We start from the raw sequence: 26,598 nt of genomic DNA, 5'->3' as shown, positions 1-26,598 counted from the left end.
CTATTGGCCCTGTTGATAAAAAGCTTATCGCTAAATCTCCTCTTTGGGGATTTTGATCTGCTAGATGTTATTAACTGTTTTTTCGGACTGTACCACTCGGTGTGCATCAACCAATTGTCCAGAGGCTTGTTTGCCCCACACTGAAATCTCTACTTCCTCCACGCCTTCCACATCTGTTCCAAAAACAAACTCAAAAGCATTTAAATCTGCAAAATAAGTTCTGGTCGCTGCTTCATTAGGGGCAATACTGATTACTTCACTCACATACAGCGTTCTTGTTGTGCTTAGCACATACCCCTGAATGGATACTGTTACAGAATCCACCTCAGCCCGACTTACCAATCTAATCGTTACCTGTTGGGTCGGTCTAACCCCGGAAACCGGATTGTTTTCAATCGGTCCTGTTAATAAAATAGACATTTTTCCCCATCCCACCTTTTTATGAACCTCATACTCTATCAATATTTGGCATAAGCTCACTTGATAGTAATATTCAAAAACTCAATCGACGGTGTGGACAAAACAGAGGGGCACTCCACCATTATCACTTAACAACCTTCTACGCTCAGGGCTTTAGGTATACAAAAACTGGGATATATACAACAAAGAGAAGAAATTATGCAATGTTAAAGTTGGTTAGCAAGTGAGAGTAGATTTTGTTATGTAACCAGGATTGATTCCAGAAAAAACGAAACGACCGTTCCCCCGGTAGATTCCAGGGAAACGGTCGTAGCTTAAGACGTCTTTTTCTCATATCTAATTGTTGGCCGGGTAAAGCTATGCTTGAAAGTGTAGTTTTATAGAATACGAGATAGTGTTTTACCATCAAGCCCAATGTTAAACACATAGAATAATAATGGTCTTCTTCATCCTCTACTAAAAATAGAAAAAGATTGTATTATCTTAAAATTGTGATATGATATCGTCAAGTTAATAAACATTTAAAAGAAAATATGAAAAATAATTACATTTAAACGTGACCAAATCTCTTTCTTCGCCAAATTTCAGTGTTCTAACCCATTTTATTGAAAGCGATTACAAAAAGAAACCTGACAGATTATAGCTTTTCTAATTGCACACACAGATGCAGGCTTACTTCGGGTTATAGCCACTCTCCTTGCTGCCGTGACCATGTCCCCGGTGCACAGGTGGTCTGGCTTAAACCATATATGACAACATGAAGACTTAACTTAACAGCCAACCTAACCATTATTTCAAGAAGGGGGTGACATGAGGAAAATCTCTTCGTTTTGGGCATTTCATCATCACTGCTATTCTGAATTTCAGCTCACCAACTAATCCAATCTCATGGAGGCGAAACGTATGATTCGTAAACCGCTAGTTTTGTTGTTGTCGTGTCTGCTAATCTTTGTCACCCTGCCCGTTGAATCGAGCCATGCAGCCAATGCAGCCGTTGCCAAACTTCCTGGAAACTCTAATCCCCTCATCGATCATAAACTAGGAGCCGATCCTTATGTGCTCGTCCATAACAATCGGGTCTATGTCTACATGACAGGTGATGCATATCTGTACAACAGTGACGGCTCTGTCCGAGAGAACCAGTACAGCACGATCGGGAAAATTAACGTCATCTCCTCAGCTGACATGGTGAACTGGACAGACCATGGTTCAATCCCGGTAGCGGGTGCGAATAATGCCAATAATGGACAAGGGATTGCCAAATGGGCTACCCAGTCCTGGGCTCCTGCCATGGCGAAGAAAACCATTGCTGGCAAAGAAAAGTTTTTCCTTTATTTTGCCAACTCGGGTGGAGGTATTGGCGTGCTCACGGCGGATTCCCCCATTGGACCGTGGTCCGACCCGCTCGGACGTGCCCTTCTGACACACGGAACACCGGGTATGTCCGGTGTAACCTGGCTCTTTGATCCGGCTGTACTTGTCGATGATGATGGCTCTGCTTACTTGTATGCTGGAGGCGGTATTCCAAACGATACCAATGCTGCTTCCATTGCCAATCCCAAAACAGCTCGGGTCATTCGTCTCGGTGCCGACATGACCAGTGTGGTGGGCAGTGCTGTGACTATTGATTCTCCTTATATGTTCGAAGATTCCGGCATCCACAAGTATAACGGCAAATATTATTACTCCTACTGTATCAACTTCGCGGGAACACATCCCACTGCATATCCAAAAGGTGAGATCGGATACATGGTCAGCGACAGCCCGATGGGGCCTTTCACGTATAAAGGACACTTTCTGAAAAATCCTGGCACGTTCTTCGGCGTAGGCGGCAATAACCACCATGCCGTGTTCCAGTTCAACAACGAATGGTATGTGGCGTACCATGCACAAACGGTAAGCAAGGCATTCCTCGGTGATGGTAAAGGGTACCGCTCCACACATATCAACAAACTGACACATAATGCGGATGGAACAATCCAGGAGGTTCAGGGAAATATGACAGGTGTACCTCAGATCACTAACCTCAACCCGTATGTCCGGGTGGAAGCGGAAACCATCGGCTGGCAAGCGGGAATTAATACCGAGCCTAGTCAAGCGAGCGGTGGACCTGTAGCCAATCAGAATGTCACTAATATTCATAACGGGGATTGGATCGCGGTCGGCAATGTTGATTTTGGCTCAGCCGGAGCCTCCAAATTCAAGGCTAATGTCGCTTCTACCGGAAATGGCAACATCGAGGTCCGACTGGACAGTCCGACAGGCCCACTAGTTGGAACACTTAACGTAAGTTCAACTGGCGGTTCGCAAACTTGGCGCGAGATGGAGACCAATGTTACCAACGCTACAGGGGTACATCGTTTGTATCTGGTGTTTACAGGCTCGGGCAATGGAAATCTGTTCAAACTGGACTACTGGCAATTCACATCCGGTTCGGGCGGCAACCCTAACCCAAATCCTAATCCAAATCCAAACGTTACCCGTTACGAAGCCGAGAATATGACGCTTGGCGGCCAATACGCTGGCGTAATCAGTTCTCCTTTTAATGGAGTCGCTCTTTACGGGAACAATGATTATGCAGCATACAATCAATATTTTGCATTCCCAACCCATCAATTCTCTGTCCGCGGCGCTTCCAACAACAATAATACAGCCCGTGTTGATCTGGTCATCGGGGGTGTAACCGCTGGTTCTTTCTACTTCACGGGAACGGAGCCGACCGTTCAAACCCTCACCGGCATCACTCACGCTACAGGCAACCAGGAAATCAAGCTGGTCGTAACAACGGATAATGGCACTTGGGATGCTTACATTGATTATCTGGAGTACTCGCTTTAATTCATAGGACATGATCAATTGGGAGGATAGAATATGTGGAAAAAAATCAGTGCTCTTCTACTCGCTATTCCTTTGCTTATAACATCATTCCCTTTGACAAGTCCGGCAGCTTCAGCCGCAACGTTCAGCAATCCGGTTATTTACGCGGATGTTCCTGACAGTGACGTCATTCGGGTGGGCAATGCATTTTATATGACAAGTACAACGATGCATATGAATCCGGGAGTCCCGGTCATGAAGTCTTATGATCTGGTCAACTGGAGCATCGTAAACTATGTATACGATACGCTTGGAAACGGGGATATACAGAACCTGAACAATGGACAAAACGAGTATGGGCGTGGTTCCTGGGCGAGCAGCTTGCGGTACAACAACGGTATATATTATGTGGCCTTTGGCTCGCTTTCCACGGGCAAGACGTATATTTACCAGACCAGCAATATTGAAACAGGGCCATGGACACCTTACACATTGAACAGTTATTACCATGACCCCTCCCTTTTGTTTGACGGGAATCGAACCTTTCTTGTTCATGGCAGTGATAACATCAGTATCGTTGAGCTGACGCCTGATGCCAAGGCCGTCAAGTCCGGCGGACTCAATCAGGTCCTGATTCCAAACGCAAGCAGTGTTGCCGGCTCCAACATGATTGTAAAGGCAGAAGGAGCACACATTCAGAAGATCAATGGTATGTACTATGTATTCCTGATTGCCTGGCCTTCGGGTGATGGTCGCATTCAGCTTGCCTATCGTGCAAACACATTGACAGGTCCATACACAGGTAAAGTTGTACTCAGAGACTCGGGAATCGCCCAAGGAGGCATCGTGGATACCGCATCCGGCGCTTGGTACGGCTTGCTGTTTCGTGATAGCGGGGCCATTGGACGCATCCCCTATCTCGTTCCAGTGACGTGGTCGGATAACTGGCCTGTGTTTGGGGTGAACGGCAAGGTTCCCCTTAACATGAATATGCCCGTTGAAGGTCAGCCTGCTGCCAAAATCTACGGGTCCGATGAGTTCAACGCAACCACATCAGGCACACCCTCAGTAACGCAACTGTTAGTGAACGGCGGCTTTGAGGAGAGCAGCATTCAGCCCTGGACCAGCAACAATACGGCGAACATCACCGTAACAAATGCCGAAGCGTTCAGCGGTACCAAAAGCCTGCTCGTCAGCGGCAGACAGCAGACAGCAGGCGGAGCCAAACAGATGGTTACAGGCAAGCTGATACCTGGAGGAACGTACTCTTTTTCGGCAAAGATCAAATACACTACTGGTCCTGCAACCAAAACGTTCAATCTTAGCATCCAGAATGGTGCAAGTTATACCGGAATTACCATTATGGGCAGTGCGACGCTTACCCGCGGACAGTGGGGTACCATTCAAGGTACGTATACCGTTCCGTCGAATGCAGACCTATCCCAAAGCTTTATTTTTGTGGAAACACCGTATAACTCGAATCCGGACCCTACCAATGATCTGATGGCGTTTTATGTGGATGACGTCTCCCTGACGAGCAATTCATCTACCGGCACATCCAGTCTGGCTCCATACTGGCAGTGGAATCATAACCCTGATACTGCCAACTGGTCCCTGCTCCAGCGGCCCGGTTTTATGCGGTTAACTGCAGGCAAAATCAGCAAAAACCTGTTAGAAGCCCGCAACACGCTGACACAACGAACCTTTGGTCCAAAAAGTACGGGGATGACCGCTTTGGATACAGCAGGCATGAAGGATGGTGATTATGCTGGACTCGCTGCTTTTCAGGCCAAATATGGTTTTGTCGGCGTAAAAATGACGGGCAGCACCAAATCCATCGTTATGGCTAATGCCAGTTCCGGCACCATGACTGAAGTAGCAACTGTGCCATTAAACCAGAACAGAATCTATCTCCGCGTCATCTGTGATTTTACGAACCAAACCGACAAAGCCTACTTTGCTTATAGCCTGAATGGCAGCAACTGGACAACCATTGGCAATACACTTCAAATGTCTTACACCCTGCCACACTTTATGGGATACCGGTTTGCACTATTCAATTATGCAACGAAGTCTACCGGAGGATATGCAGATTTTGATTATTTTCGCGTAGAATAAATGTGGTTTTATTGGGTTATTAATTTTTCGGTTATTAATCAGGACCTGGACTTCACCATGTGTGGAGCCAGGTCCTTTTCAGTACATTTCTTATGAAGAGTTTCAGCTTTTAACTTTTAAAAATCCCGGAACTGTTTTATATAACGCATGTATTCTTCAGCACTTCGGTTAATCTCTTCATCCGTAGCCTGGAACGAGGCACCGTAGACTGCATAATGCGGCAACGCCTGAACCCCTATATGATTCATGCTTGCTACGAAAGGTGCAACAAGTTCCTCTACGCTGTAACCGATAGAACCATCTTTCGCATAGTTCTCCTGCTTATCCCCTATGGACATCGCCAGACCCATCCGCTTTCCCTTCAATCGATTTCCTTTCGATCCGTACGCCCATCCATGAGTGAACACGTCATCAAACCATTTTTTCAACAGCGGTGGGTAACTGTACCAATATAACGGGAACTGCAACATGATATGATCATGCGTCTCCAGCAACTCTTGTTCTCGGGATACATCAATCTTCCAATCGGGGTAGGTCGTATATAATTCGTGAAGAGCAATATTATCTGTATACTGCAGCAACTCCTCCTTCCAGCGACGATTGACTCTCGAACTTTCCATATCGGGATGTGCCAGAATAACAAGTGTTTTCATCATAAGTTCCTTTCTTCCCATCCAGGGTGTTGGTTTCTTTACTTGAATATGGACCATTATCAGTCACATCCAGTCAAAAGAAAATACACACAATGAAGTAAGATGGTTACCTCAAAGTGTGTATGGACTTCCGTGTCAGAACCATGAGAAAATAAATAGTTACACCCTATATAACACGTAAAATTTAACTTGAGGTGAATCAGGATGAAACAATACAATCTGGGCATTGAAGCGACGCTCGAAATCATAGGTGGCAAGTGGAAGGCGCTGATCATCTGTTTATTGATGTCTGGAGTAAAGAGAACGGGCGAATTAGGGCGCAGCATCCCCGGCATTTCACAAAAAGTACTGATTCAACAATTACGCGAGCTGGAGCGGGACGGCCTTGTCACCAGACATGTCTACCAGCAGATGCCTCCCAAAGTGGAATACGGACTTACAGAGTATGGCGTTACCGCCAATACCATCGTGGATGTCATGTGTGCTTGGGGGAGGGACAATATTGCTCTCAGACAACAACGTGGCGAAGATATCGTATTGTTGGAGAACAACGATTCCGAATCTTGATTTCACAGTTGCACATCCTCCATACATTATGTAGGACATATGTCTCTTTTTCCACGAAAACGATTAAAAAACCTTTATATTCCAGACAAAATGATCGATATACAAAATGGGACACCTGAATATCCCGTGTTGAGCATTGGATTCACATCTCACAAATGCAACATGGGAGAACAGAATGATACATACGGTAGCGAGTAAGAGAAAGAAGAGAAGCTCTGTCTGGTGAGATGGCAAGGGCTAACAAAGGAGTAGTCATATGAAGGTACGAACGAGTCAAAAAGGAAAAACACGCAACATCTACATGAACTTGCTGTTATCTGTTCTGTTGTTGATTAGCAGCATCCCGCTGTGGCCGGTCTCAAAAGTGCACGCCGCAGATGAGGAACATCATCTGTTATCCCTGAACCGGCCTGTGTACAGTTCCTCATCTCTGGGCGGCAATACGGCAGATCATGTGGTTGACGGCAACAAAAACAGCCGCTGGGAAAGTATATGGCAGCAAGATCCGCAGTGGATCTATGTTGACTTAGGCGCGGTGGCCTCCATCTCGGGCATCTCCATCCAGTGGGAAAATGCCTATGCTTCCACCTTTGATCTGGAAGTATCCAACGACGAGGTTAACTGGCAGTCTGTTTACTCCACAACGAAGGGGCAAGGCGGCCTGACAGAAATTGAGGTCACAGCGGAGGCACGATATGTGCGCTTGTTCAGTCATCAAAGAGCACAGCCAGCCTATGGCGTCTCTGTATACGAATTCAATGTATACGGGACGGGCGGAGCAAATCCACCTCCCAAACCAGTAGCAATGAACCTTGCACTAGGACAACCGGTTACAGCGTCTTCGGAAGAAATTGATGAGCCCAGCCGTTCAGCCGAGGATAAAGCCAAAATGGAAAAAGGGAATTACGAAGCCAGGAATGTAACGGATGGCCGTCCGGATACACGCTGGTCTTCCATCTACAAGGATCAGGAATGGATTGTTGTAGACCTTGGACTAATCCGGGAAATCGGGAACGTATCCCTACAATGGGAGAACGCTTTTGGACGTGCATACGATATTCAAGTATCAAATGATGCAGACCAGTGGACTACATTATACCGGGAGCTGCACAGCGACGGTGGACGGGATGAGATTCCGGTATACGCCGAAGCACGGTATGTAAAATTGGCCGGACTTGGCAGAGGAACAACCAACGGATACTCCCTGTACGCATTTGACGTCTACGAGTATATCGAAGGCGATGCCAAACCTGTGCATACAATTCCGAATATCCCTGAACCGTCCTCGGTACAGGTGGGTTCCGGCAGTTACGCTGTAAATGACATCACCATGCTGCAGCCGAAAAACCCGAAAAATCGCACGGCTGACATCACAGCGCCCCTCCCTTCCAATGACTGGTGGCAGTCTATTCTTGTATCCGATCTGGGGGATGGCAACAGTCTGGTCACACTCCCGCTCAAAAGCAGATATACCAAACAAGGACTTCAACTTCTGAATCCCGGAGCTGGTTATGTTTCGGCTGATGGCGGTTCTATGGACGCTGACGGTGAACCGGATCTGATCATGAGCACCAGCAATATGAACCCGGCGGAGGTAAATACCAAGGTGGCGGGATATGGGGATTATTCCGCAACGATCATCATGAGCGATGATGACACAGCCAAAATGAATACCACGTTTGTAAAAGGTTCCCCTTTCCTGTACAACACCTTCGATAACCCGGATACCATTATTGTTCGTTCTCCCAACATCACACGTCTCTTCGATGATCAGAACCGTGAAATTGTTCTGAAGGATGGAGAATTGCTAACGGCCGATCATATCGGCGTTGAAATAACCAATCAGGACAGAGCGCCCACGCCTCAGACCTTTAAAAGAAATTACGGGATTTTTGCACCTGAAGGAACCGTATTTATGAAACTTGGCAATACGCTCAAGATCAAGCTGGGCCAGAGCGAAAACTATCTGTCTCTGGCTACCCTGCCGTCCGCGGAAGAACTGTCTTATTATTACCGGCATGCCTACGCCTTTGTTACCGATACAAAAGTGGACTACAATTATAATGAGAGCACTTCAATGGTAACGACTACCTTCAACTCGGTAACCCAGACGAAGCGGGCAGGCTATTCCTCCGAGACACTGATGGCCTTGTTCCCGCACCAATGGAAACTGGCGACTACTCCGGTAACGGAGCTTGCTTATTCTTCCATTCGCGGCATGATGAAAGTAAGTGAAGGCAATACGTTTACGACACAGGATCGATTCTATGGCATTATCCCGCAATTTGTAGAGCCGGATGATCCAACCTACTCGCGTGCACAATTAATCAGCTATCTGGATCAGCTTGATGCGGATACGGCAGGCAATCTGATGAGCGAGGATCCTTACTGGCAAGGGAAAAAGCTTCATCCGCTTGCGCTGGGTGTACTCATCAGCGACCAGATAGGAGATACGGTACGACGAGACCACTATCTCTCCCTGCTTCGAACCATTTTGACAGATTGGTATACCTATTCGCCGGACGAACCTTTGCACTCGTATTATTTTTATTATTCGGATGAATGGGGAACCATCTTCCCTTACGGTAGCGGATACGGTGTTAATACCGGATTGACAGATCATCATTTTACCTACGGTTATTACGTTTTTGCATCGGCTGTACTGGCCACATATGACAAAACATTCTTGCAAGATTACGGCGACATGGTTGAGCTTCTGATTCGGGACTATGCCAATCCTTCACGGACAGATGATCAGTTTCCATGGCTTCGCAATTTTGATCCGTACGCAGGTCACTCCTGGGCAGGTGGTTACGCCGATAATCGCAGCGGGAATAACCAGGAGGCCGCAGGTGAAGCCCTCTTTAGTTGGGTCGGCCAATATATGTGGGGTGAGGTGACAGGCAACAAAGCCTATCGCGACACCGGGATCTGGGGCTTCATGACCGAAGAGAAGGCTGCCGAGCAATACTGGTTTAACTATGACGGGGATAACTGGCTGGAGGATTACCAACACGCTACGGTAGGTCATGTGTACGGCAGTGCCTACCTGTATGGAACGTACTTCTCTAATGAGGCGGAGCATATTTACGGTATTCACTGGCTGCCGCCAGCGGAATGGATGACCTATTATGGACGTGATCCGCAGAATACTAAGGCTCTCTACAATGGTCTCATTAAGGACCTGGGTGGTCAGCAGGAGCGCACATGGCAGCATATTATCTGGCCGTTCCAGTCCATTGGAGACCCGCAAGGTGCTCTAGCCAAATGGAATACGAGCGAAATGCAGCAAAATGAAGTCTTTAACGCGTACTGGTTCATGCACAGCATGGCTTCTACGGGAACACGCACGATGGATATATGGGCAGATGATCCGGCAGCAACCGTGTATGAAAAAGACGGCGTCTATACAGCGCAAATCTGGAATCCGTCCGACACTGTCAAAAAAGTTCATTTCTACAATGCCCATGGCGCTTTGGGTTCGGCTACCGTGTATGCCAAAGCGCAAGTAAAGGTTAACCCGCTGGAACATTCCGTCGTTAAACAGCCGGATGCCTCTCAGGGTGTAGTCTATCTCGATCGGAGCCAATGGACCATTACGGCATCCTCCAGTTCAGAGCCGGTAGAGCGCATGGTCGACGGTGATCTGACTACACGCTGGTCATCCGGACAGCTCCAGCAGCCCGGCGATTGGCTGCATATCGATCTGGGGAGCGAACAGTTTATGGATACGGTATTCATGAACTCCGGCAACAACGGCGGTGATTATGCTCACGGGTACGAAATCTACGTATCCAAAGATAACGAGAACTGGGGCCAGCCTGTCGCAGAGAGCGCTGGAACATCTCCAAGTTTGTCCGTGGAATTGGGCATGCAAACCGCCCGTTATGTCAAGATTGTATTAACTTCCTCTGCAGATAGCTGGTGGTCTATCTCTGAACTCAAGCTTGCCCGATTTGGCAAACTTGAAGCAACACCGGAGTTCCCACAGCCCGTACCGCTTCCAGATCGCTCTTCATGGATCGTAACCGCCTCCTCTACTCAAGGAGCAGATGTGACAGCCAACATGCTGGATGGCAGTTCAGATACTCTATGGACCAATGGGAGGAAACAAATCGAAGGACAATGGATTACCATTGACCTCGGCCAAAAGAGTTCTTTCGATGCCATAGAATTGGACCCGGGTCATGCGAAAGAAGACTATCCGAGACAGTATCGGATTTATGTCTCGGATGACGGTGAACACTGGGGCACGTCCATTGAAGGCGGCGAAGGCACGCCTGGACACATGTCCATCACCTTCCCTGAACAGCAGGCACGTTATGTGAAGGTGGTACAGATCGGGGATTCCGATCAATGGTGGTCTATCTCCGAGTTGTTTATTCATCATAATGGAACGGGCAAACAAAAGCGGTTGCTGCCTGACGGCTGGTCCGTGATCACTTCCACCGGAGACGATGCAGCGGCTATACTCGACGGCTCGGACCAAACACGCTGGACCTCCGGTCAGACTCAAACAGGCGGTGAATGGATTCAGATTGATCTGGGAGCCTCGCAGCCAGTGAATCGGATTGTGCTGGACAGCGCGCACAGCCGGGAAGACTTTGCTCGCGGTTATGAAGTATATACCTCCCTGGATGGAGAGCATTGGGGAGATGCCCTGGCTTCGGGTGAAGGATCAGATCCGCTGGTTTCTATCCCCTTTGCATCGCATGAAGCACGTTATATTAAGGTCGTACAGACGGGTATTGATTCTCATTGGTGGTCCGTGGCTGAATTCGAGGTCTATACCGCTGATCAGACACCCTGGATATCCGGGGAACAGGATCATCTGCTACCTGCTGAACTGGATCGGACATCATGGACAGCGACTGCCTCCACCACTGAAGATGTTGCGGCAATGCTGGACGACGATCTGAATTCACGCTGGACCTCTTCATCTGGTCAACTTGCCAATCAATGGGTCCAGATTGATCTGGGAAGCAAGCAGAGCTTCAGCCGCTTGACCATGAATTCGGGCAGCAGCAGTAACGATTATGCTCGCAGTTTCCAGTTCTACACTTCTGATGATGGCGAACATTGGGATGGGGTTACGGAAGCCCTGGGAACAGGACCTGCCATCTCACAAACGTTCTCTAAACAAACGGCGCGATACATCAAAATTGCTTTGACGGCGGACACTCCCGAGTGGTGGTGGTCCATCGCCGAGTTAAAACTTTACCATTAATGTCATCATGATCTCTCCAACCATCTCTCTCCCGTCCTTGCGGGGCAGGGGTGGTTTTTCTTTGACAAGGATGAAGCATACCTCATTCAAACTTCATGTTCCATGTATCACCTCTATAGTAAGATATAGATTAATGTAAAAATTATTAATTTCTAATCGATAAGGAGGGCTTTATTTGAAAAATATAATTGTCTTTGGTGCAAGCAAGGGATTAGGCGATGCATTTGTCAGAGGTGTGCCACAATCCGGTGATAAGGTCTGGGTGGTGTCCCGCAGCAAGCCTGAAAGTCTGACCGTGGAGGATGGCGTCCAGCGAATATGGATTCAGGCCGATCTTTCCGAGCTTCAAGCCGCGGAGCATATTGCCAGCCAGCTTCAAGGCGAGACGTTGGATGTGCTTATTTATAACGTGGGAATCTGGGAAAAGGAAGGGTTTGAAGAGCACTACACGTTTGATAAGGATGAACCCGCAGATATCAGTCAGCTGATCCATGTGAATGTGACTTCTACGATTGTATGTATACAGGCTTTACTGCCTCAGCTCCGCCAGTCTGAAGCAGGGAAGATCATCCTGATCGGTTCAACAGCCGGTTTGAGCAATGCAGGCAGCAGCCAGGTTTCTTTTGTCGCCTCCAAATTTGCCATACGGGGTATTACGGAAGCTCTAAGAGAGCATACGAGGAATGACCGCATCGCGGTGACATGCATCAACCCGGGAGAACTGGCGGCAGAAATTCCGTATGAAGACGGGATGGAACGTGCACTGGCCGAGTATGACGGGACCCGCATTCCCCTGCAGGATATGGTTACCATCGTTCGATGTATCATCAGCTTGTCCAAAGCGGCCTGCGTGAAAGAGATCAACATGCCTGCATTAACGGATACGAACACCTAGATAGCAATGACATCTACACGCCTCAAACGGTCCGTTCACCGGATTGCGCTCTGTATACACACGCTGGACAGAAGCCCGTTTACATTAATACATGCGATAAGTGCGCAATACCTATAGAATTCAGGCGTTCATGCTCAGGGATATTTTCATATAACAAATGGGATTTTCCGGCCTTGTCCAGGTGATCACGCATAGCTGCAATTCGTCCTTTGTTAACATCAATAAAACGAAAATCGATTTGGCGCAAATGCTCCAGCCCGGTCAGTCCAGCAAATGAATCCGCCTTGAGCGCCGTATTAACCTCTTTCAGTTCAATAGACTCCAAAGCACGGGCTGTCCATAGATGTTTGGTATCCCGTAACGATTTCATATAGTCCAGTTCGAGCTGTCTGAGAGAGGTCAGATGGGAAAAGTCGCATAAATGCTCCAGCTTGGGCAAGGACAGATGCAGATATTCCAGCCCGCGCATCTGTTCGAGTCCCTGAATGCTTATCAGTTTGCGAACAGAGCTGAGCTTCAACATCGAGATGGTCGACTGTGTCAATACATCCAATCCCCCTTTTAACTCACAGTGATCCAGGGATAGATACTGAAGCATGGGCAGTTCCGCCAACACATCAGCACTTTCGACCGTGCAGTTCAGAATGAGCGTATGCAGTTGGAGGCATGCCGCAATGGAAGCAAATCCGTTGAATTTGCCACGCAGTTCAAGAAAGGTCAATCGTTTGTAGTGTTTAATAAAATCGAGCCCAGTCGCCTTTGCAGGTGAATTCAATCTTAGAAACTGCAGTTGCTCCATCGCACCCAGTATCGTCAAATCCTGTGCCTGCGAAAGATCAAGCTGCAAGGCAGACACATGTTTCAACTGTGCCAGTCGCCCCAAAAATCCGGATGAATATACCCCTTTAGGGTCCATATGTGATATGTGTAGGATCAGATCCGGCCGGGCAAAGAATACTTTGGCATCGAGCTCGGCAAGGTCCTCGTGTGTATCCGCGCCAACGCGAAAATGAACCGTTGCTCTGCGGCGCAACAGATGCACCGCCTGGTGCACCTTTTCGGCATTCCATGGAGCCACCTGTATTGAAGCATGCCATAACTCACTCACAGATAATCCCCCTTTTCCATCCATAGTTCCAATTCATTCCATTATAAACAAGATCGCCTGGATGAACCACCACCGATCCCCGTTTTTTCATTCCTTTCCTCTTTTTTCATCCCTCCCCTTTCATCCTTCTCATACTCATGCCTTTCCTTTCCGTCGCTTTCAGGATTATTCGACAGCAATCTACATAAAACTATAACTTATACCGACATATAACTAAGGCGTTTTAAGCTTTTATTACTCATCTGGGGAGATGGAATATGTCGAACATGTTGAACAAGTGGGGGAAACCGGGAGCACGGACATCCAGTATGGCAAATACGTTGTCCATTGTGCTGCTGATCATTATCGTAGTTGTCTTTGCCGTGCTGGGAACATTTATGTTTGCAAGCACACGAAACATTCTGGTGAAACAGCAGGAATCCATGCTCCAGACCAAGACACAAGCCATTGTTAGTGAATTTGATGCACTATTCAAGGAAAAAGGTGCACTGGTCAAGCAAATGTCCACCAACACATTATTTCAGCAATACATAAAAACAACAGCATCTGCTGCGGATGCGGCAAGTTCTACCTACGCTGCGGATACACAAGCAACACTGGCCGCTATCGTTAAGGCAGAGCCTTCGTTTGCCGATGCCTGGGTCGCGGGTCTGGATGGAAAAGGCTTTTGGATTCAAAATGATGGTGTCGTATCTGCACCGGACTTTGATATCCAGTCACGTCCATACTACAAGCCGGTTACCACCGCAGACGGACTTTATTTCTCCGATCCGTACATTGATATTGCAGCAGGCAATGTACTTATGGGTATCTTTTATCCGATCAAAGACGACAACAACACGATCGGCTTTGCCGCAGCGGATATTGCATTTAAGGATATTCCGGCGATTATGGAGAGTTATTCCCTTGGAAGCACGGGCTATTCCATGTTGCTGTCCAAGAGCGGGGAAATTCTGTACCATCCGGATCAAGAGAAGGTTTTGAAGGAGAACATCCTGGACAGTACGGGGGACATGGGGGACATCGGCAAGAAAATGCTTGCCGGTGAAAACGGCGTACAGCTTATGAACGACAATGGGGAACGTCGTTATATCGGCTACGCTACCAGCAAGGATACGGGATGGTCCGTTGGTCTGACCATATCCGAAGAAGAAGTTCTCGCGGAATTAAAAACGTTCACGTGGATTACGCTTGGCGGTTTTGCTGCAGCTACCCTTCTGCTTGTAATTATCTGTTACATTACCCTTCGCCGTCTGTTACGCTCCATACCACAGCTGCTGGCTAAGATTAAACAGATTGAACAAGGTGATCTGACTGTCCAACTGGATATCAAATCTAATAATGAAATTGGACAGATCGCTACAGGCTTGAATTCCATGGTACAGAAAATTCAGGTCATGCTGCAAATGGTCGGCAGCTCGGCGCAAATCCTGAACCAGTCGTCGAATGATCTGCAAGCCATCTCCTCTCGAACAGCTGTGACCATGAATGACACATCAACAGCCATCAACGAAATTGCCAATGCAACGAATTATCAGTCCATCGAAACGGAAAATATTTTACGAAAAACAGGCTCTTTATCCAGCCAAATCGATGAAATTGCTACCGATGCGCAGGCTATGGGAACGGTCGTGCAGACATCTGCTGATCAGAGCAGCCAAGGACTTGCGGTCGTGGAACAATTATCGAAATGGTCCGAGGAAAACCATCAGTCCACCCAAGCAATGTCCTCTATTATCCAGGAGATTGACCTGAGTCGGAATGAAATATCCAGTTTTGTGGATACAGTCAAACAGATTGCCTCTCAGACGAACCTGCTCGCACTGAATGCCTCCATTGAAGCTGCACGTGCTGGCGAACATGGAAGAGGATTTGCCGTCGTTGCCGAAGAGGTCCGCAAACTTGCAGAACAGACGGCTCAGGCAACAGAGGAAATCAACAAAAAGGTAAATGTTATTGAAGAGAAAACAACCCTGTCGGTTGAACATACCATGCGCGGTATGAAGATTGCGGAGGAGAATGCCAAATCCGTAGAAGATACCAAACATGTATTCTTTAGTATTAACAAAGACCTAAAAGATCTACAGCAGCGTATGATGCAGATTACCAACAATACCTCCAATGTACACAAACACAAAGATGAGATATTCCAGGCACTGGAGATTATCTCTTCTACCACTGAGGAGAACTCGGCATCGACGGAAGAAGTAAGCGCCAGCACGCAGGAGCAGCTGGATAGTATCGAACAGGTAGCGGATCTGTCAAAACAGTTGAACCAGCTATCTGGCAAACTGCAAGACGAATTAAGCCAGTTTAAAGTAAAGTCATGATCCGCAAGCTTTCACCTGCTCTTCTCTTTTAGTCGCTGTCCATTTATTATTAATGAATATGCGTACGAAGAGGATTGGAGGCTGAATCATCATCATGAACTTTGCCAAACGAATGGATCATTTCAACGAAGGAATTTTCACCCGGTTGCTGGAGATCAAACGCCGCAGACTGGAGAACGGACAGCCGGTTATTGATCTCAGTGTGGGTACGCCGAATATCCCACCTGCGCAGCATATTATAACTGCACTATGTGAGGCCGCAGCTGATCCGGCTAATTATATATATGCAGTGAATGATCAGAGTGAGTTGCTGCAAGCTACAAGCGATTGGTACAAGCAGCGCTATCAGGTCGAGTTAGACCCGAGAACACAGATCTGTTCCTTGCTCGGTTCACAGGAAGGGCTGGCACATATATCCCTCTCCATTGTTGATGAAGGTGATCTGGTGCTGGTCCCCGACCCCTGCTATCCCGTCTTCGCGGATGGACCGTTACTGGCAGGTGCAGAACTGTATTATATGCCGCAAAAAGAAGAAAACGGGTATGTTATTCAGCTTCAGGATATACCGGAAGATATCGCTCATCGAGCGAAATTCATGCTGGTCTCCTATCCCAACAATCCAACAACTGCGATGGCACCGGATCAGTTCTATCTTGACCTGATTGCCTTTGCCAAGAAGTATGATATTATCGTGCTCCACGATAATGCGTACAGTGAACTCGTATTTGACGGAAAGTCATGTGGAAGCTTCCTTGCGTTCCCTGGCGCCATGGACGTCGGTGTGGAATTCAATTCCCTGTCAAAAACGTACGGACTGGCAGGAGCTCGAATCGGCTTCTGTGTGGGCAATACAACCATGGTCTCCATGCTGAAAAAGCTAAAATCCAATATGGATTACGGGATGTTCCTACCGATCCAAAAAGCAGCAATTGCCGCCATTACCGGTGATCAATCCGAGGTTGAACGGGTCAGAGCTATTTATGAACAGCGTAGAGACATCCTCTGTGAGGGCTTCAGCAGTCTGGGTTGGCCGATTACCAAACCTGAAGCAACGATGTTCGTCTGGAGCCGGATTCCGGCGCACTACGACAGCTCGGAACAATTTGCCATGGATCTGGTTACACATGCAGGAGTCATCGCAACGCCAGGGAGTGCCTTTGGCCCTTCAGGTGAAGGGTATGTGCGCTTCGCCCTCGTTCAGGATAATGAAATATTGCAACAAGCGGTACAATCCGTCGATGACAGCGGGATTCTGAAATCCAGCTAACGGGAGTACGATTCGAATGTGCTCAAGCAAAAATCCCCTCAAGGTTCACAGGGAGTAAAAGTATCACGGTTGATAACGTGATCTCTACTTCTTGTAGACGTGAGGGGATTTTGTCATTTGGTGCGGGAGTAGACATTCATTGGGTGATTTAAGCTCGCGGCGGAATGGTGCCAAGTGACAGCAAAAAGCCTGCTCGGGGAGCAGGCTTTTTGTTTCAACGATTTATACAGACTTGCGCCAATTGGAACGATACATCAGATACAGGAAGTACGGTGTTCCAATAATCGCAATGAGTATGCCTGATGGAATCTCTGTCGGTGCCATGACGGTTCTGCCGATTGTATCGGCGAGCACCAGCATGACTGCACCCGCTAATGCGGATAGGAACATGGATCGTCTTAACTTATTCCCCGTCAGTAGCCGTACCATATGTGGTGCAATCAGGCCGATAAAACCAACGGTTCCTACACAAGCAACCGCCCCTGCTGCAAGTAATACACCAACTGTCATGGCTAATAAACGTGTACGACGTACTCCGAGACCAAGCCCGGATGCACTATTGTCGTCAAATACCAGCAGTTCGAATCTGCGTGCCAGCCACCAAGCCACCGGTACCAGAATAACTAAAAATAATCCGATAACCTTCACCTGTTCCCAGGTACGAGCATAGGTGCTTCCTGTCAACCAGATATATCCGCTGCTACCGTATACCGCACCTCGGACAATCAGAATCTGAATACCTGCTCCAGCAATCGCAGACATCGCAATCCCCAGCAATACAACCGCCGAAGGGTTCAGTCCTTTCTTCCAAGCGAGGGAGAACACAACCACTGCAGCAATGGCTGCACCGATGATTGCCGCAATTGGCAGCAAATATATCGGAAGACCCGGCCATAAAATGATGACCATCATCGCTCCAAGCCCTGCACCTGAGGACACACCAACAATTGAAGCATCTGCCAGCGGGTTTCGTACCGCCATCTGAATGAGCACACCGCTAATTGCCAGTGCAGCTCCTGCACCTGCGGCAACAAGAGTACGCGGAATCCGAAGCTGAATCAGCGCGGAGAACAGTCCATCCGATTGGAACAGACTTGGTAACCAATCGGCCAGCGGGATTCGCATACCGCCAAACATCGTACTGAGCAAGATAAGCACGACCGTTATGACTGAGAATAATACAGCCATAGGGCCAAATGCAAAGCGACGCGCAGCTCCTCCTGTGCTCATTGAAGTAGACATGCCTGATCCGTTCGCAGCCTTCATGCGTGTAAGAACAAGCCAGATGAGCCACGGTGCACCAATAATCGCCATAACGGCACCCGTTGGCAGTTCCATGCTGGAGTTATGCACCATCTTGGCGAGGACATCTGCTCCAACCAGGAGCGCTGCGCCCCATATGAACACACCGGGTAAAAGTAATCGATTAGAACGTACACCACTCAATCGAACCAGATGAGGTGCAACCAGTCCCACGAACCCAATCGGTCCGATTACACTGACAATCACGGCGGCCAGCAATACAGCAAGAATTAACCCCACTGCACGAGCCAATCCAACCTTTTGTCCCAAGGAAGAAGCCGTTGATTCATCCAGCTCCAGCATATCCCACTGTCTGGACAGGATTAACGTGAGAAGGGTAATACCAACCACCCAAGGCAAAGCATAAAACACACCACTCCAGTCATTCTGGACAAGTGTTCCGGAGCCCCAAAGGAACAACCCTTGTGTCTCCATGGAGAAAAAAATATGTAATGCACTTGTAAATGAACCAAGCACCATTGATACAATCATACCGGACAACGCAAGTCGAACCGGGCTTGATGTTCGTCCGCCGCCCATGAAATAAGCCGCAAATGCTGCCAGCAAACCACCCAGTGCTGCGAAAAGAAAAGGCGACTGACTTAATAGACCTGGAAAAGCGATAGCTCCCAACACCACCACAAAGTACGCTCCTGCATTAATGCCCAGCGTATCCGAAGCAGCCAGTGGATTACGCGTAATCGTCTGAAGCAAAGCGCCTGCAACAGCCAGTGCACCGCCTGCAAGAATACCAATCACCGTACGCGGCATCCGCAAATCCCAGACCATATTATGCTCTAATGAATCCTGTCTGCCTGTGAGCGAATCCCAAACGACATGCAAAGGAATGGATGCCTCTCCATAAATTAGACTTACAAAAAAAAGCACGATGAGAGCGGTCAAACCGCCCCCATATATGCTTATTGTGCGCCAATTCATCGTTGGCTTGGATCTTTGAACCGAACTCATTTGGTAATCGCCTCAACAACACCGTCAACCAATACTTTGGAGGAGATCGGTCCACCAAAAGTCCATGTGGTGCTAGCCAGTTGATAGGTGCGTTTGTCCTTCACGAAGTTCAGCCCGTTCCAAACCGAGTTATCTTTCATGGCTGTGCCAAAAACGTCATCGTCTGGTTGAGTGATATAAATGAAGTTACTGTCCTTAACAGCGGTCAACGACTCAATTCCTACTGTCGAGAAGCCGTAGTTTTCCAGTTTATCCGGCTTCCAATCGTTCAGCAGACCAATTTTGTCCAATGTACCGATAACAACCGAATTATCCGTAAACATACGCAGGCTGACTGCATTTTGATATGTGAATGCTTGTGTCAGTGCAAAGTTGAAGTTCTCTTTACCCGCAGCAGCCAATTTTTCTTTGGCTTCTACATAGTGCTGATCGAGATCACTAAGAACTTGCTTAGCCTTGTCTTCTTTACCGAGAGCTGTTGCAATGGTATTAAAGATTTCTGTCATTTTGTCATAATTATAGCCATCGCCATCATACGGATCGAATTCAATGGTTGGTGCAATAGCATTAAGCTGATCATAGACCGCATTATTATTATCTGCGTTAGCAATGATCAGATCCGGCTTCAATGCAGCAATAGCTTCCAGATTCGGCTCACCGCGTGTTCCGATATCCGTTACACTGTCATCCAGTGCTGCTTCGGATGTTACCCACACTTTATAGTTAGCGTTATCTGCATTACCTACTGGCTGAACCCCCAGGGCAACGACATCTTCCGTATATGTCCATTCAAGCGTAACGACACGTTCTGCTGGCTTGTCCAGCTTAAGCTCTCCACGTTTATGCTTCACGGTAACAGGACCTGCTGTCTCTTCAGCCGGAGCACTACCCGAGTCACTACCTTGACTTGTATCTGTTGTAGTCGTGGTTTTACCACAGCCCGCCAAAACCAGCACAAAGGCCAGCATAATCAACAGTCCGTTTAATCCTTTTTTCATATCTGTATCTCCCCTGTTTGTATGTATTTATATGATAACAATTATCATTATCACTATTGGATTATGCCGTAGGAACGGATATTTGTCAATGCAAAGTACCTTATTCCAACTCTTTTATGCAATAAAAAAGGAAAGGGATAGCTCTAAGGCCATCCTTTCCCTTCTAGTGCTTGTCTGTTGCACTAACTCAACTGCATCGTAGTGATGCATGTATTATCATTTTCGTATGTAGACAATTGCGTTTCTGCAACCTTTCCATCTTGAACAATACGAATCAGATAGGTTCTGTCTCTAGGCACCCAAAAATCCATAAATCCGTTTGTACCAGACTTCATCACTTCATCTTTCATAAAAGTGTTGCCTTGGGAATCATGAATGGTAACGCTGAATTCCTTATTGCTCATTTCCCCCTGACAACCGGTCAAGCTGTGAATTGCACAGGGATGCGTCTGGTCCACATAGGGTGCAATGGAAAGGAAAAATTCATTTTCAGGCAAATCGTATGTAGTGGTCTTTTTATCTTGATCGGTTACGATTAACTGTTTAGCATTGATGGAGGCAGATTCCGGTGTCTCTTTTCCTGTGCTGATATCTTCCACCAATTTTCGGATGTTGGGCGCATTGGCTGTACCCGCCTCTTCCTTGCCTGTATTGCTTGCAAACAGATAGGTTCCGATCACAATCACAACTGCAACACTTGCAATGATCCACATTTGTTTTTTCATCTGGAGTCCATCTCCTCGTCCGTTTTCATTAAGTATAATGGAGAACGAAGCAATATGGACTTATACAACAAACAATTCACCAGATTATCACATTATTGGTACGAATCTTTTCGCATCATAGTTGATTAGTTCGAATGGTAGGCTGGGCTCTGGAAACGGAGAGAGTAGCGGCGATGACCTTCAGCGTCATCGTCCCGCCACTCTCCACCTCCGTTAATCTATCTTTTGAATAAATAGACTTATTTACTGGATAAAACACATAAACTTTTATATTTTACGAACATAAACTATATTGAGAATCGGAATTAAGGAGTCAGTTTTAGAATGGTCACAGTGGTATTTAGATTGTTATGCAACTGTGCAGGAGTTGCATTCGCATTTACCAGCTGGATCGTCGTCGGAACCGTTGTTACTGTAATAATTACTTCAGCCGAGATAGGTCCACCTCCATTACCTGTGAAAGGCACAGGTGTTACGGGCGTTCCATTTACCGTGAGGTTGAAATCCGCATCGCCCTGATTATGAATGCTAAAAGAGATCAAGTAACTTCCTGTTTCATTGATTGTTATCGTGGAGGACGGCGGCACAAAAGTGAATGCACCTCCAACATTAGCCAAAACCCCGGTTAAAGTTATTGGTGAGTTGCCAGGTACTGTGTCTGTGCCTGTGCCAGGATCTGCTCGGAAAACACTTAGGAAATCGGATATTCCAGCCCCAACTGGACCGGCCGGACCTGTTGCTCCTGCTGGGCCTACTGGGCCTACTGGACCCACTGCTCCGAGCGCGCCTGCTGGCCCGACTGGCCCTTGTATACCCGGAATTCCTTGCAGTCCTTGTGGTCCCGGTATCCCTTGAGCACCGGTCGCTCCTTTGAGACCTATCGGTCCTTGTGGCCCAGGTATCCCTTGAGCGCCAGTTGCCCCTTTTGGACCTATCGGTCCTACTGGTCCAGAAATTCCTTGAGCGCCTTGCGGTGCATTAACAACAACCTTAGGTCTAACCTTTACCACCTTAACCTTAACACGACAATGCATGCTTTGTTTAAATTTACGTCTACAAATGCGTTTTCCATGACGATTTAACATTGAACTCACCTCCGTGATATTTCTCCACATACTATGTGTATCCATCATGAGGGGCATAGACTATTAACTATAAATTAGAAAATTTTAGTGCCCATAATGAGAAAATTGGTCTATGAATCCAGTCTATAACATGAATGCAAAGACCAATTTTCAATATAAAATGCAGATAAATAAGCCAGTCGAACACGAGATACTCTCGAGGTTTGACTGGCTTTTGCGATGCTTATCCCTTTCACACAGGTTCTTCTTATTTTACAATAGTGCTTTGTTTTTCTCATAAAACCGGGCGTTGTGAGAGGATACACCTGCCATATCGGAAGCAGCAGGTTCCAGATACGTCTTGGCACTGTTGACTGCGAGCACCGCATCGTTAAAAGCACCAGCGATCAGCCTGACTTTGCTTCCATAGGTGATGAAATCACCTGCTCCGAATATGCCTGGGATGTTGGTACGCATGCGCTGATCAACGGATACGCCGTAATCTTCCCGCGCCAGTCCCCATTGCACCAGGTTACCAAAATCACGATCATACCCGTGGCTTACGACGATCTCATCCACCTCAACATGTGTGGTCTCACCGGTTTCTACATGGGCCAACTCAACACGATCGATTTTGTCACCTGTACCGTATAAGCGAGAGATACTATATGGTGTCATGACGTTGGATTGAGCTTTCATCTGGGCAACAGGCGACTCATGTCCAGTAAATTCATGACGTCTGTGTGCCACCGTAATTTCACTTGCTATTTTGCCCATTTCATTCGCCCAATCGACTGCGGAATCGCCGCCACCCGAGATCAGAACACGCTTCCCTGCAAATCGAGATAGATCAGTTACGGTATAGTGCAGATTCGTCAGCTCATACCGATTGGCACCCTCGACATCCAGCTTTTGCACCTGAGTCATACCTCTGCCTGCACATAACAGGATGGTACGTGTGTAATGACGCTCGCCTGTTTTGGAAATGAGTACAAGTACACCATCCTCACGTCGTTCAAGCTCGGATATTTCCTGCCCAAACACAATCGTTGGATCGAACGTTCTCGCTTGTCTCTCCAGCGATTCAATCAGCTTCTCACAGCGAATCGGATCAATCCCGCCCACATCCCAGATCAGCTTCTCCGGGTACGTACGCATGAATCCACCCAGTTCCTGCTTGGCTTCGATGATCTTGGTGCGCATGGCTCTCATACCACTATAAAATGAGGCATACATGCCAGCTGGTCCACCACCAATGATCGTAATATCGTAGATATCCAATTGTGTCTCCATCGTCATTTAAGGCACCAACTTTTCAACAACATAGTCCATCAATTTTACAGATCCAATCGGACCCACACCCGATACGAATTGGCTTGTCTTCAACGGGAAGACATGATCATTCTTCACAGCCTCCAGATTCGACCACACTTGGCTTGCTTTCAGATCTTCCATGGATTTCTTCGTGTCATAACCTACAAGGGTTCTGTCTTCCAGGAAAATATAATCCGGATTCATCTCAGGCAAGAATTCCAGTGAGAACTGGCTAAACCAATCTGTAGAGTCTTTGATCGCTTCAGGACTATTCAGACCCAGGATATCATAGAAGAAAACACTGCTGCTTCCTCCTTTGGGACCCATGAAACGGTAACGATTGTGCTCAACCCGGAGAACCAATACGGTCTTGTCTCCCAGGGCTGCCGCGATTTTCTCTTTCGCTTGTGAGGCTCTCTCATCGAATTCAGCCAGTACTTTGTCAGATTCTTCGGTCTTGTCAAATATGGCAGCCAGCTTTGGCATAGCACGTTTCATTTCACTGTTGGCATCCAGTGCCACCGTAGGAGCGATTTTGGACAATTCATCATATATGCCCTGTTCCATGCCTTCGCCAGCTGCAAGGATCATATCCGGTGACAACGCAAGTAACTGCTCATAATTATATTGATATTGCTCGACTTCAATGATCTGGACCCCATGTTCTTTCAAATAATCAGGGCGGTATTCCGCTTCAACCTCCGGAGTTAACAAAACGATTTGGGGTGTAACACCCATTTCAATCAGATACTCCGCATAGATCGAATCAAACACAACCAGATTTTGAGGATGAGTTGGAATCGTTACTTCTCCAAACTGATCCTTCACCACCTTAGTCCCACTTTCAGTCGCTGTTTCTTCTGCAGTACTCGCTGCTCCTTCAGTTGGAGCACCTGCTGTTCCAGCTGTAGCGTTCTCTTCAGTAGTTCCACCGGAACATGCCGCCAGCATCATACTGATCACCAACAGCATGATGCCCAACCCTTTAAATCTTCGTGACATGATATACTTCGCCCCTTATGTATATTGATAATGATAATTATTATCAAATGGTATCAAATAAGAAGTGTTGCTTCCATAGCATATCGTGCGTATTCCGTTGGATTATTGTGCTCTCTCATGAAGAGGTTCCGTAAGATGGCGAATGATCTGATTGAGAATCAGAGTGTGTCCCGTAATTCCCTGACCGTCTACCCACAGGTGAGTATCTACGTAAAATACCCGATTATTTTTCACAGCCTTCAGGTCATTCCATTGCGGACTCTCCCATAGTTTCCTCATATTTTCTTCAGCACTGAAGTGCTGCATGATCCGCTTCTCCACAAACAAATAATCGGGATTGGCTTGTGTGAGCAGGTCCAGCGAACAAGGATTAAACCAAGCTGCACCTGAATCAAGTGCTTGCGGCAGTGTTAATCCAAGCTGTTCATATAACAAGTGTGATACCCCGTGTGAATGCCCACCCAGATATCGATAACCAAACGCTTCTACCCTTAGCAACATGACTGTGGCCTCGGATTGGATGATGGGTTGCAACTGTCGCTTAGCTACACTGACTTCGTGTTTCATCTGCTGATGCAGTCTATAAGCCTCTTCTTCTTTGAGAAACCAGACTGCCAATTGATCGAGCATTGGTTCTACATCTTGATGAAGTCCGGTAAGAATCGGTGCAATTGTGCGCAGCTCCCTTTTAACCTCTTCCGTCAATACGTTTCCTATCAACATCTCCGGTTGAACTTGTCGAACAAGTTCTATCTCCACCTCATATTGTGTAATCTCCAGCATCTGCACTCCATACGATGTAAATTGTTCATGGTGATGTGGCGACAACAGGATCGGGGTGACCACTACGGCATGGGGGATGACACCCAGATGAATCATAATTTCTGCACAGATTGGAGAAAGTGATACGATCTTGCGCTGCGTCATCGTCTGCCTATATATCTTAGGTGATACGCCAGTCAACTGTTTGAAGCGTCGGCTAAAATAATGAGCATCTTCAAATCCAGATTTTTTGGCAATATCCTGTGAGGTTGCATCTGTTAATATCAATTCTTCCTGTGCACGATAGATCCGGTAGTGGGCCAGATAATCCAGAGGTGGCTTACCATATCGCTCGCTAAATTTGCGGGAGTAATGCCATGGACTGATTCCGGCAATCTGAGCTAACTGCATACGTGTAATCACCTGATCATAATGCTGCTGCATGTAGTCAATGGAGCGCAGTATGCCGTGCTCTGGCTTCTGTTTGTTGTCCGCTTGTTTCCGGTACAGATTTTTTAATAATTCATATAACAAATGCTGATGCCCAACTCCTACTGCACTTTGTTCCTGTGTATCCTCTTCACTCCAATCCTGAATGATACTTGCCAGACTTCCACCCGACAGTTGTACCTTCTGATACGCCTCTCCTGACGGTAAATGCCATTCGAACTTCTCTGCTTCCCGTCGCTCATGCAGGACCGAATATGTATCGAACTGAACATGCCATCCTGCCAGATCCAGATTGCCACCTTCGATAACCTCCATTACGGAGTTCTCTTCGAGCGCTATTAATTCTCCAAAGGAGACGTGAACTCGATGTCCATTTATATTCCAGATCGCTTTTCCATCAATAATAAATATCAAGGTGTGACTCGAAAAGTGATGAAGCTCGCCTTTCGTTATCCATGCATTGGTTAATGCCTTCGTTGACTTCCATTGAGCAATCCATTCCATGTTGTCAGACATATGTTATCCTTTCAGAGGGATTGATCATCCAGATTTATAGGTTTCACTATATCAAAATACTCTACAACTCCATATACAACAAGCTATGGCCTGA

At 47.2% G+C, this 26,598-nt stretch carries 17 protein-coding genes; 7 read left to right on the top strand and 10 right to left on the bottom strand.

All coding sequences use genetic code 11. The features are described from left to right. Positions 1 to 60: 60 nt before the first annotated feature. Positions 61 to 420, bottom strand: coding sequence for a hypothetical protein (locus QF049_RS00280; protein ID WP_307534024.1), 360 nt, complete (start codon positions 418 to 420; stop codon positions 61 to 63). Between the two features lie 903 nt (positions 421 to 1,323). Between QF049_RS00280 and QF049_RS00275 the strand changes: the two genes are divergently transcribed. Both QF049_RS00275 and QF049_RS00270 read left to right on the top strand, forming a co-directional pair. Then, positions 1,324 to 3,258, top strand: coding sequence for a carbohydrate-binding protein (locus QF049_RS00275; RefSeq protein ID WP_307534022.1), 1,935 nt, complete (start codon positions 1,324 to 1,326; stop codon positions 3,256 to 3,258). A 33-nt stretch (positions 3,259 to 3,291) separates the two neighbouring features. Continuing rightward, a complete protein-coding gene (locus QF049_RS00270; protein ID WP_307534020.1) occupies positions 3,292 to 5,355 on the top strand; it encodes a beta-xylosidase family glycoside hydrolase in 2,064 nt (687 codons plus the stop codon). A 116-nt stretch (positions 5,356 to 5,471) separates the two neighbouring features. Here QF049_RS00270 and QF049_RS00265 read toward each other — a convergent pair whose 3' ends face one another. Next, a complete protein-coding gene (locus tag QF049_RS00265) occupies positions 5,472 to 6,008 on the bottom strand; it encodes an NAD(P)H-dependent oxidoreductase (protein WP_192133672.1) in 537 nt (178 codons plus the stop codon). A gap of 204 nt (positions 6,009 to 6,212) precedes the next feature. Between QF049_RS00265 and QF049_RS00260 the strand changes: the two genes are divergently transcribed. The 3 genes from QF049_RS00260 to QF049_RS00250 all read left to right on the top strand — a co-directional run bounded on the left by QF049_RS00260 (position 6,213) and on the right by QF049_RS00250 (position 12,697). Further along, a complete protein-coding gene (locus QF049_RS00260; RefSeq protein ID WP_307534018.1) occupies positions 6,213 to 6,575 on the top strand; it encodes a winged helix-turn-helix transcriptional regulator in 363 nt (120 codons plus the stop codon). A 256-nt stretch (positions 6,576 to 6,831) separates the two neighbouring features. Then, complete coding sequence (locus QF049_RS00255; protein WP_307534015.1) at positions 6,832 to 11,802, top strand: discoidin domain-containing protein; 4,971 nt, start codon at positions 6,832 to 6,834, stop codon at positions 11,800 to 11,802. A gap of 175 nt (positions 11,803 to 11,977) precedes the next feature. Continuing rightward, entirely contained in the window at positions 11,978 to 12,697 is a 720-nt protein-coding gene (locus tag QF049_RS00250) for an SDR family NAD(P)-dependent oxidoreductase (protein WP_307534013.1), read from the top strand. Positions 12,698 to 12,776: 79 nt separating this feature from the next. Here QF049_RS00250 and QF049_RS00245 read toward each other — a convergent pair whose 3' ends face one another. Next, positions 12,777 to 13,805 (bottom strand): leucine-rich repeat domain-containing protein, encoded by a 1,029-nt coding sequence (locus tag QF049_RS00245; protein ID WP_307534011.1) that lies wholly within the window; start codon positions 13,803 to 13,805, stop codon positions 12,777 to 12,779. A 257-nt stretch (positions 13,806 to 14,062) separates the two neighbouring features. Between QF049_RS00245 and QF049_RS00240 the strand changes: the two genes are divergently transcribed. Together QF049_RS00240 and QF049_RS00235 are read left to right on the top strand one after the other, a co-directional pair. Further along, the gene (locus QF049_RS00240) at positions 14,063 to 16,135 is read left to right on the top strand and encodes a methyl-accepting chemotaxis protein (RefSeq protein ID WP_307534009.1); all 2,073 of its coding nucleotides are present in this window, start codon (positions 14,063 to 14,065) and stop codon (positions 16,133 to 16,135) included. A gap of 94 nt (positions 16,136 to 16,229) precedes the next feature. Continuing rightward, positions 16,230 to 17,402 carry an aminotransferase class I/II-fold pyridoxal phosphate-dependent enzyme gene (locus tag QF049_RS00235; RefSeq protein ID WP_307534007.1) on the top strand — a complete coding sequence of 391 codons (1,173 nt, stop codon included), beginning with the start codon at positions 16,230 to 16,232 and terminating at the stop codon, positions 17,400 to 17,402. 222 nt (positions 17,403 to 17,624) lie between these two features. On the opposite strand, the gene QF049_RS00230 is transcribed toward QF049_RS00235, so the two are convergent. The 7 genes from QF049_RS00230 to QF049_RS00200 form a co-directional block, all read right to left on the bottom strand. After that, positions 17,625 to 19,673, bottom strand: coding sequence for an iron ABC transporter permease (locus tag QF049_RS00230; RefSeq protein WP_307534004.1), 2,049 nt, complete (start codon positions 19,671 to 19,673; stop codon positions 17,625 to 17,627). Further along, positions 19,670 to 20,671 (bottom strand): ABC transporter substrate-binding protein, encoded by a 1,002-nt coding sequence (locus QF049_RS00225; RefSeq protein WP_307534002.1) that lies wholly within the window; start codon positions 20,669 to 20,671, stop codon positions 19,670 to 19,672. The genes QF049_RS00230 and QF049_RS00225 overlap by 4 nt, the downstream gene beginning before the upstream one ends. Before the next feature lie 182 nt (positions 20,672 to 20,853). Further along, positions 20,854 to 21,396, bottom strand: coding sequence for a CueP family metal-binding protein (locus QF049_RS00220; RefSeq protein WP_307534000.1), 543 nt, complete (start codon positions 21,394 to 21,396; stop codon positions 20,854 to 20,856). Positions 21,397 to 21,701: 305 nt separating this feature from the next. Further along, on the bottom strand, positions 21,702 to 22,481 hold the full coding sequence (locus tag QF049_RS00215; protein ID WP_307533998.1) for a collagen-like domain-containing protein: 780 nt from the start codon (positions 22,479 to 22,481) through the stop codon (positions 21,702 to 21,704). 252 nt (positions 22,482 to 22,733) lie between these two features. Beyond that, positions 22,734 to 23,753, bottom strand: coding sequence for an NAD(P)/FAD-dependent oxidoreductase (locus tag QF049_RS00210; RefSeq protein ID WP_307543026.1), 1,020 nt, complete (start codon positions 23,751 to 23,753; stop codon positions 22,734 to 22,736). 6 nt (positions 23,754 to 23,759) lie between these two features. Next, entirely contained in the window at positions 23,760 to 24,776 is a 1,017-nt protein-coding gene (locus QF049_RS00205) for an ABC transporter substrate-binding protein (protein ID WP_307533995.1), read from the bottom strand. Between the two features lie 102 nt (positions 24,777 to 24,878). After that, a complete protein-coding gene (locus tag QF049_RS00200; protein WP_307533993.1) occupies positions 24,879 to 26,504 on the bottom strand; it encodes a helix-turn-helix domain-containing protein in 1,626 nt (541 codons plus the stop codon). Between the last annotated feature and the right edge of the window lie 94 nt (positions 26,505 to 26,598).

The sequence above is a fragment of the Paenibacillus sp. W4I10 genome, from assembly GCF_030816325.1.
GTDB lineage: Bacteria > Bacillota > Bacilli > Paenibacillales > Paenibacillaceae > Paenibacillus > Paenibacillus amylolyticus_B.
The sequence above is the reverse complement of the archived record's forward strand: the minus strand, read 5'-3'. Positions and strand labels throughout refer to the sequence as shown.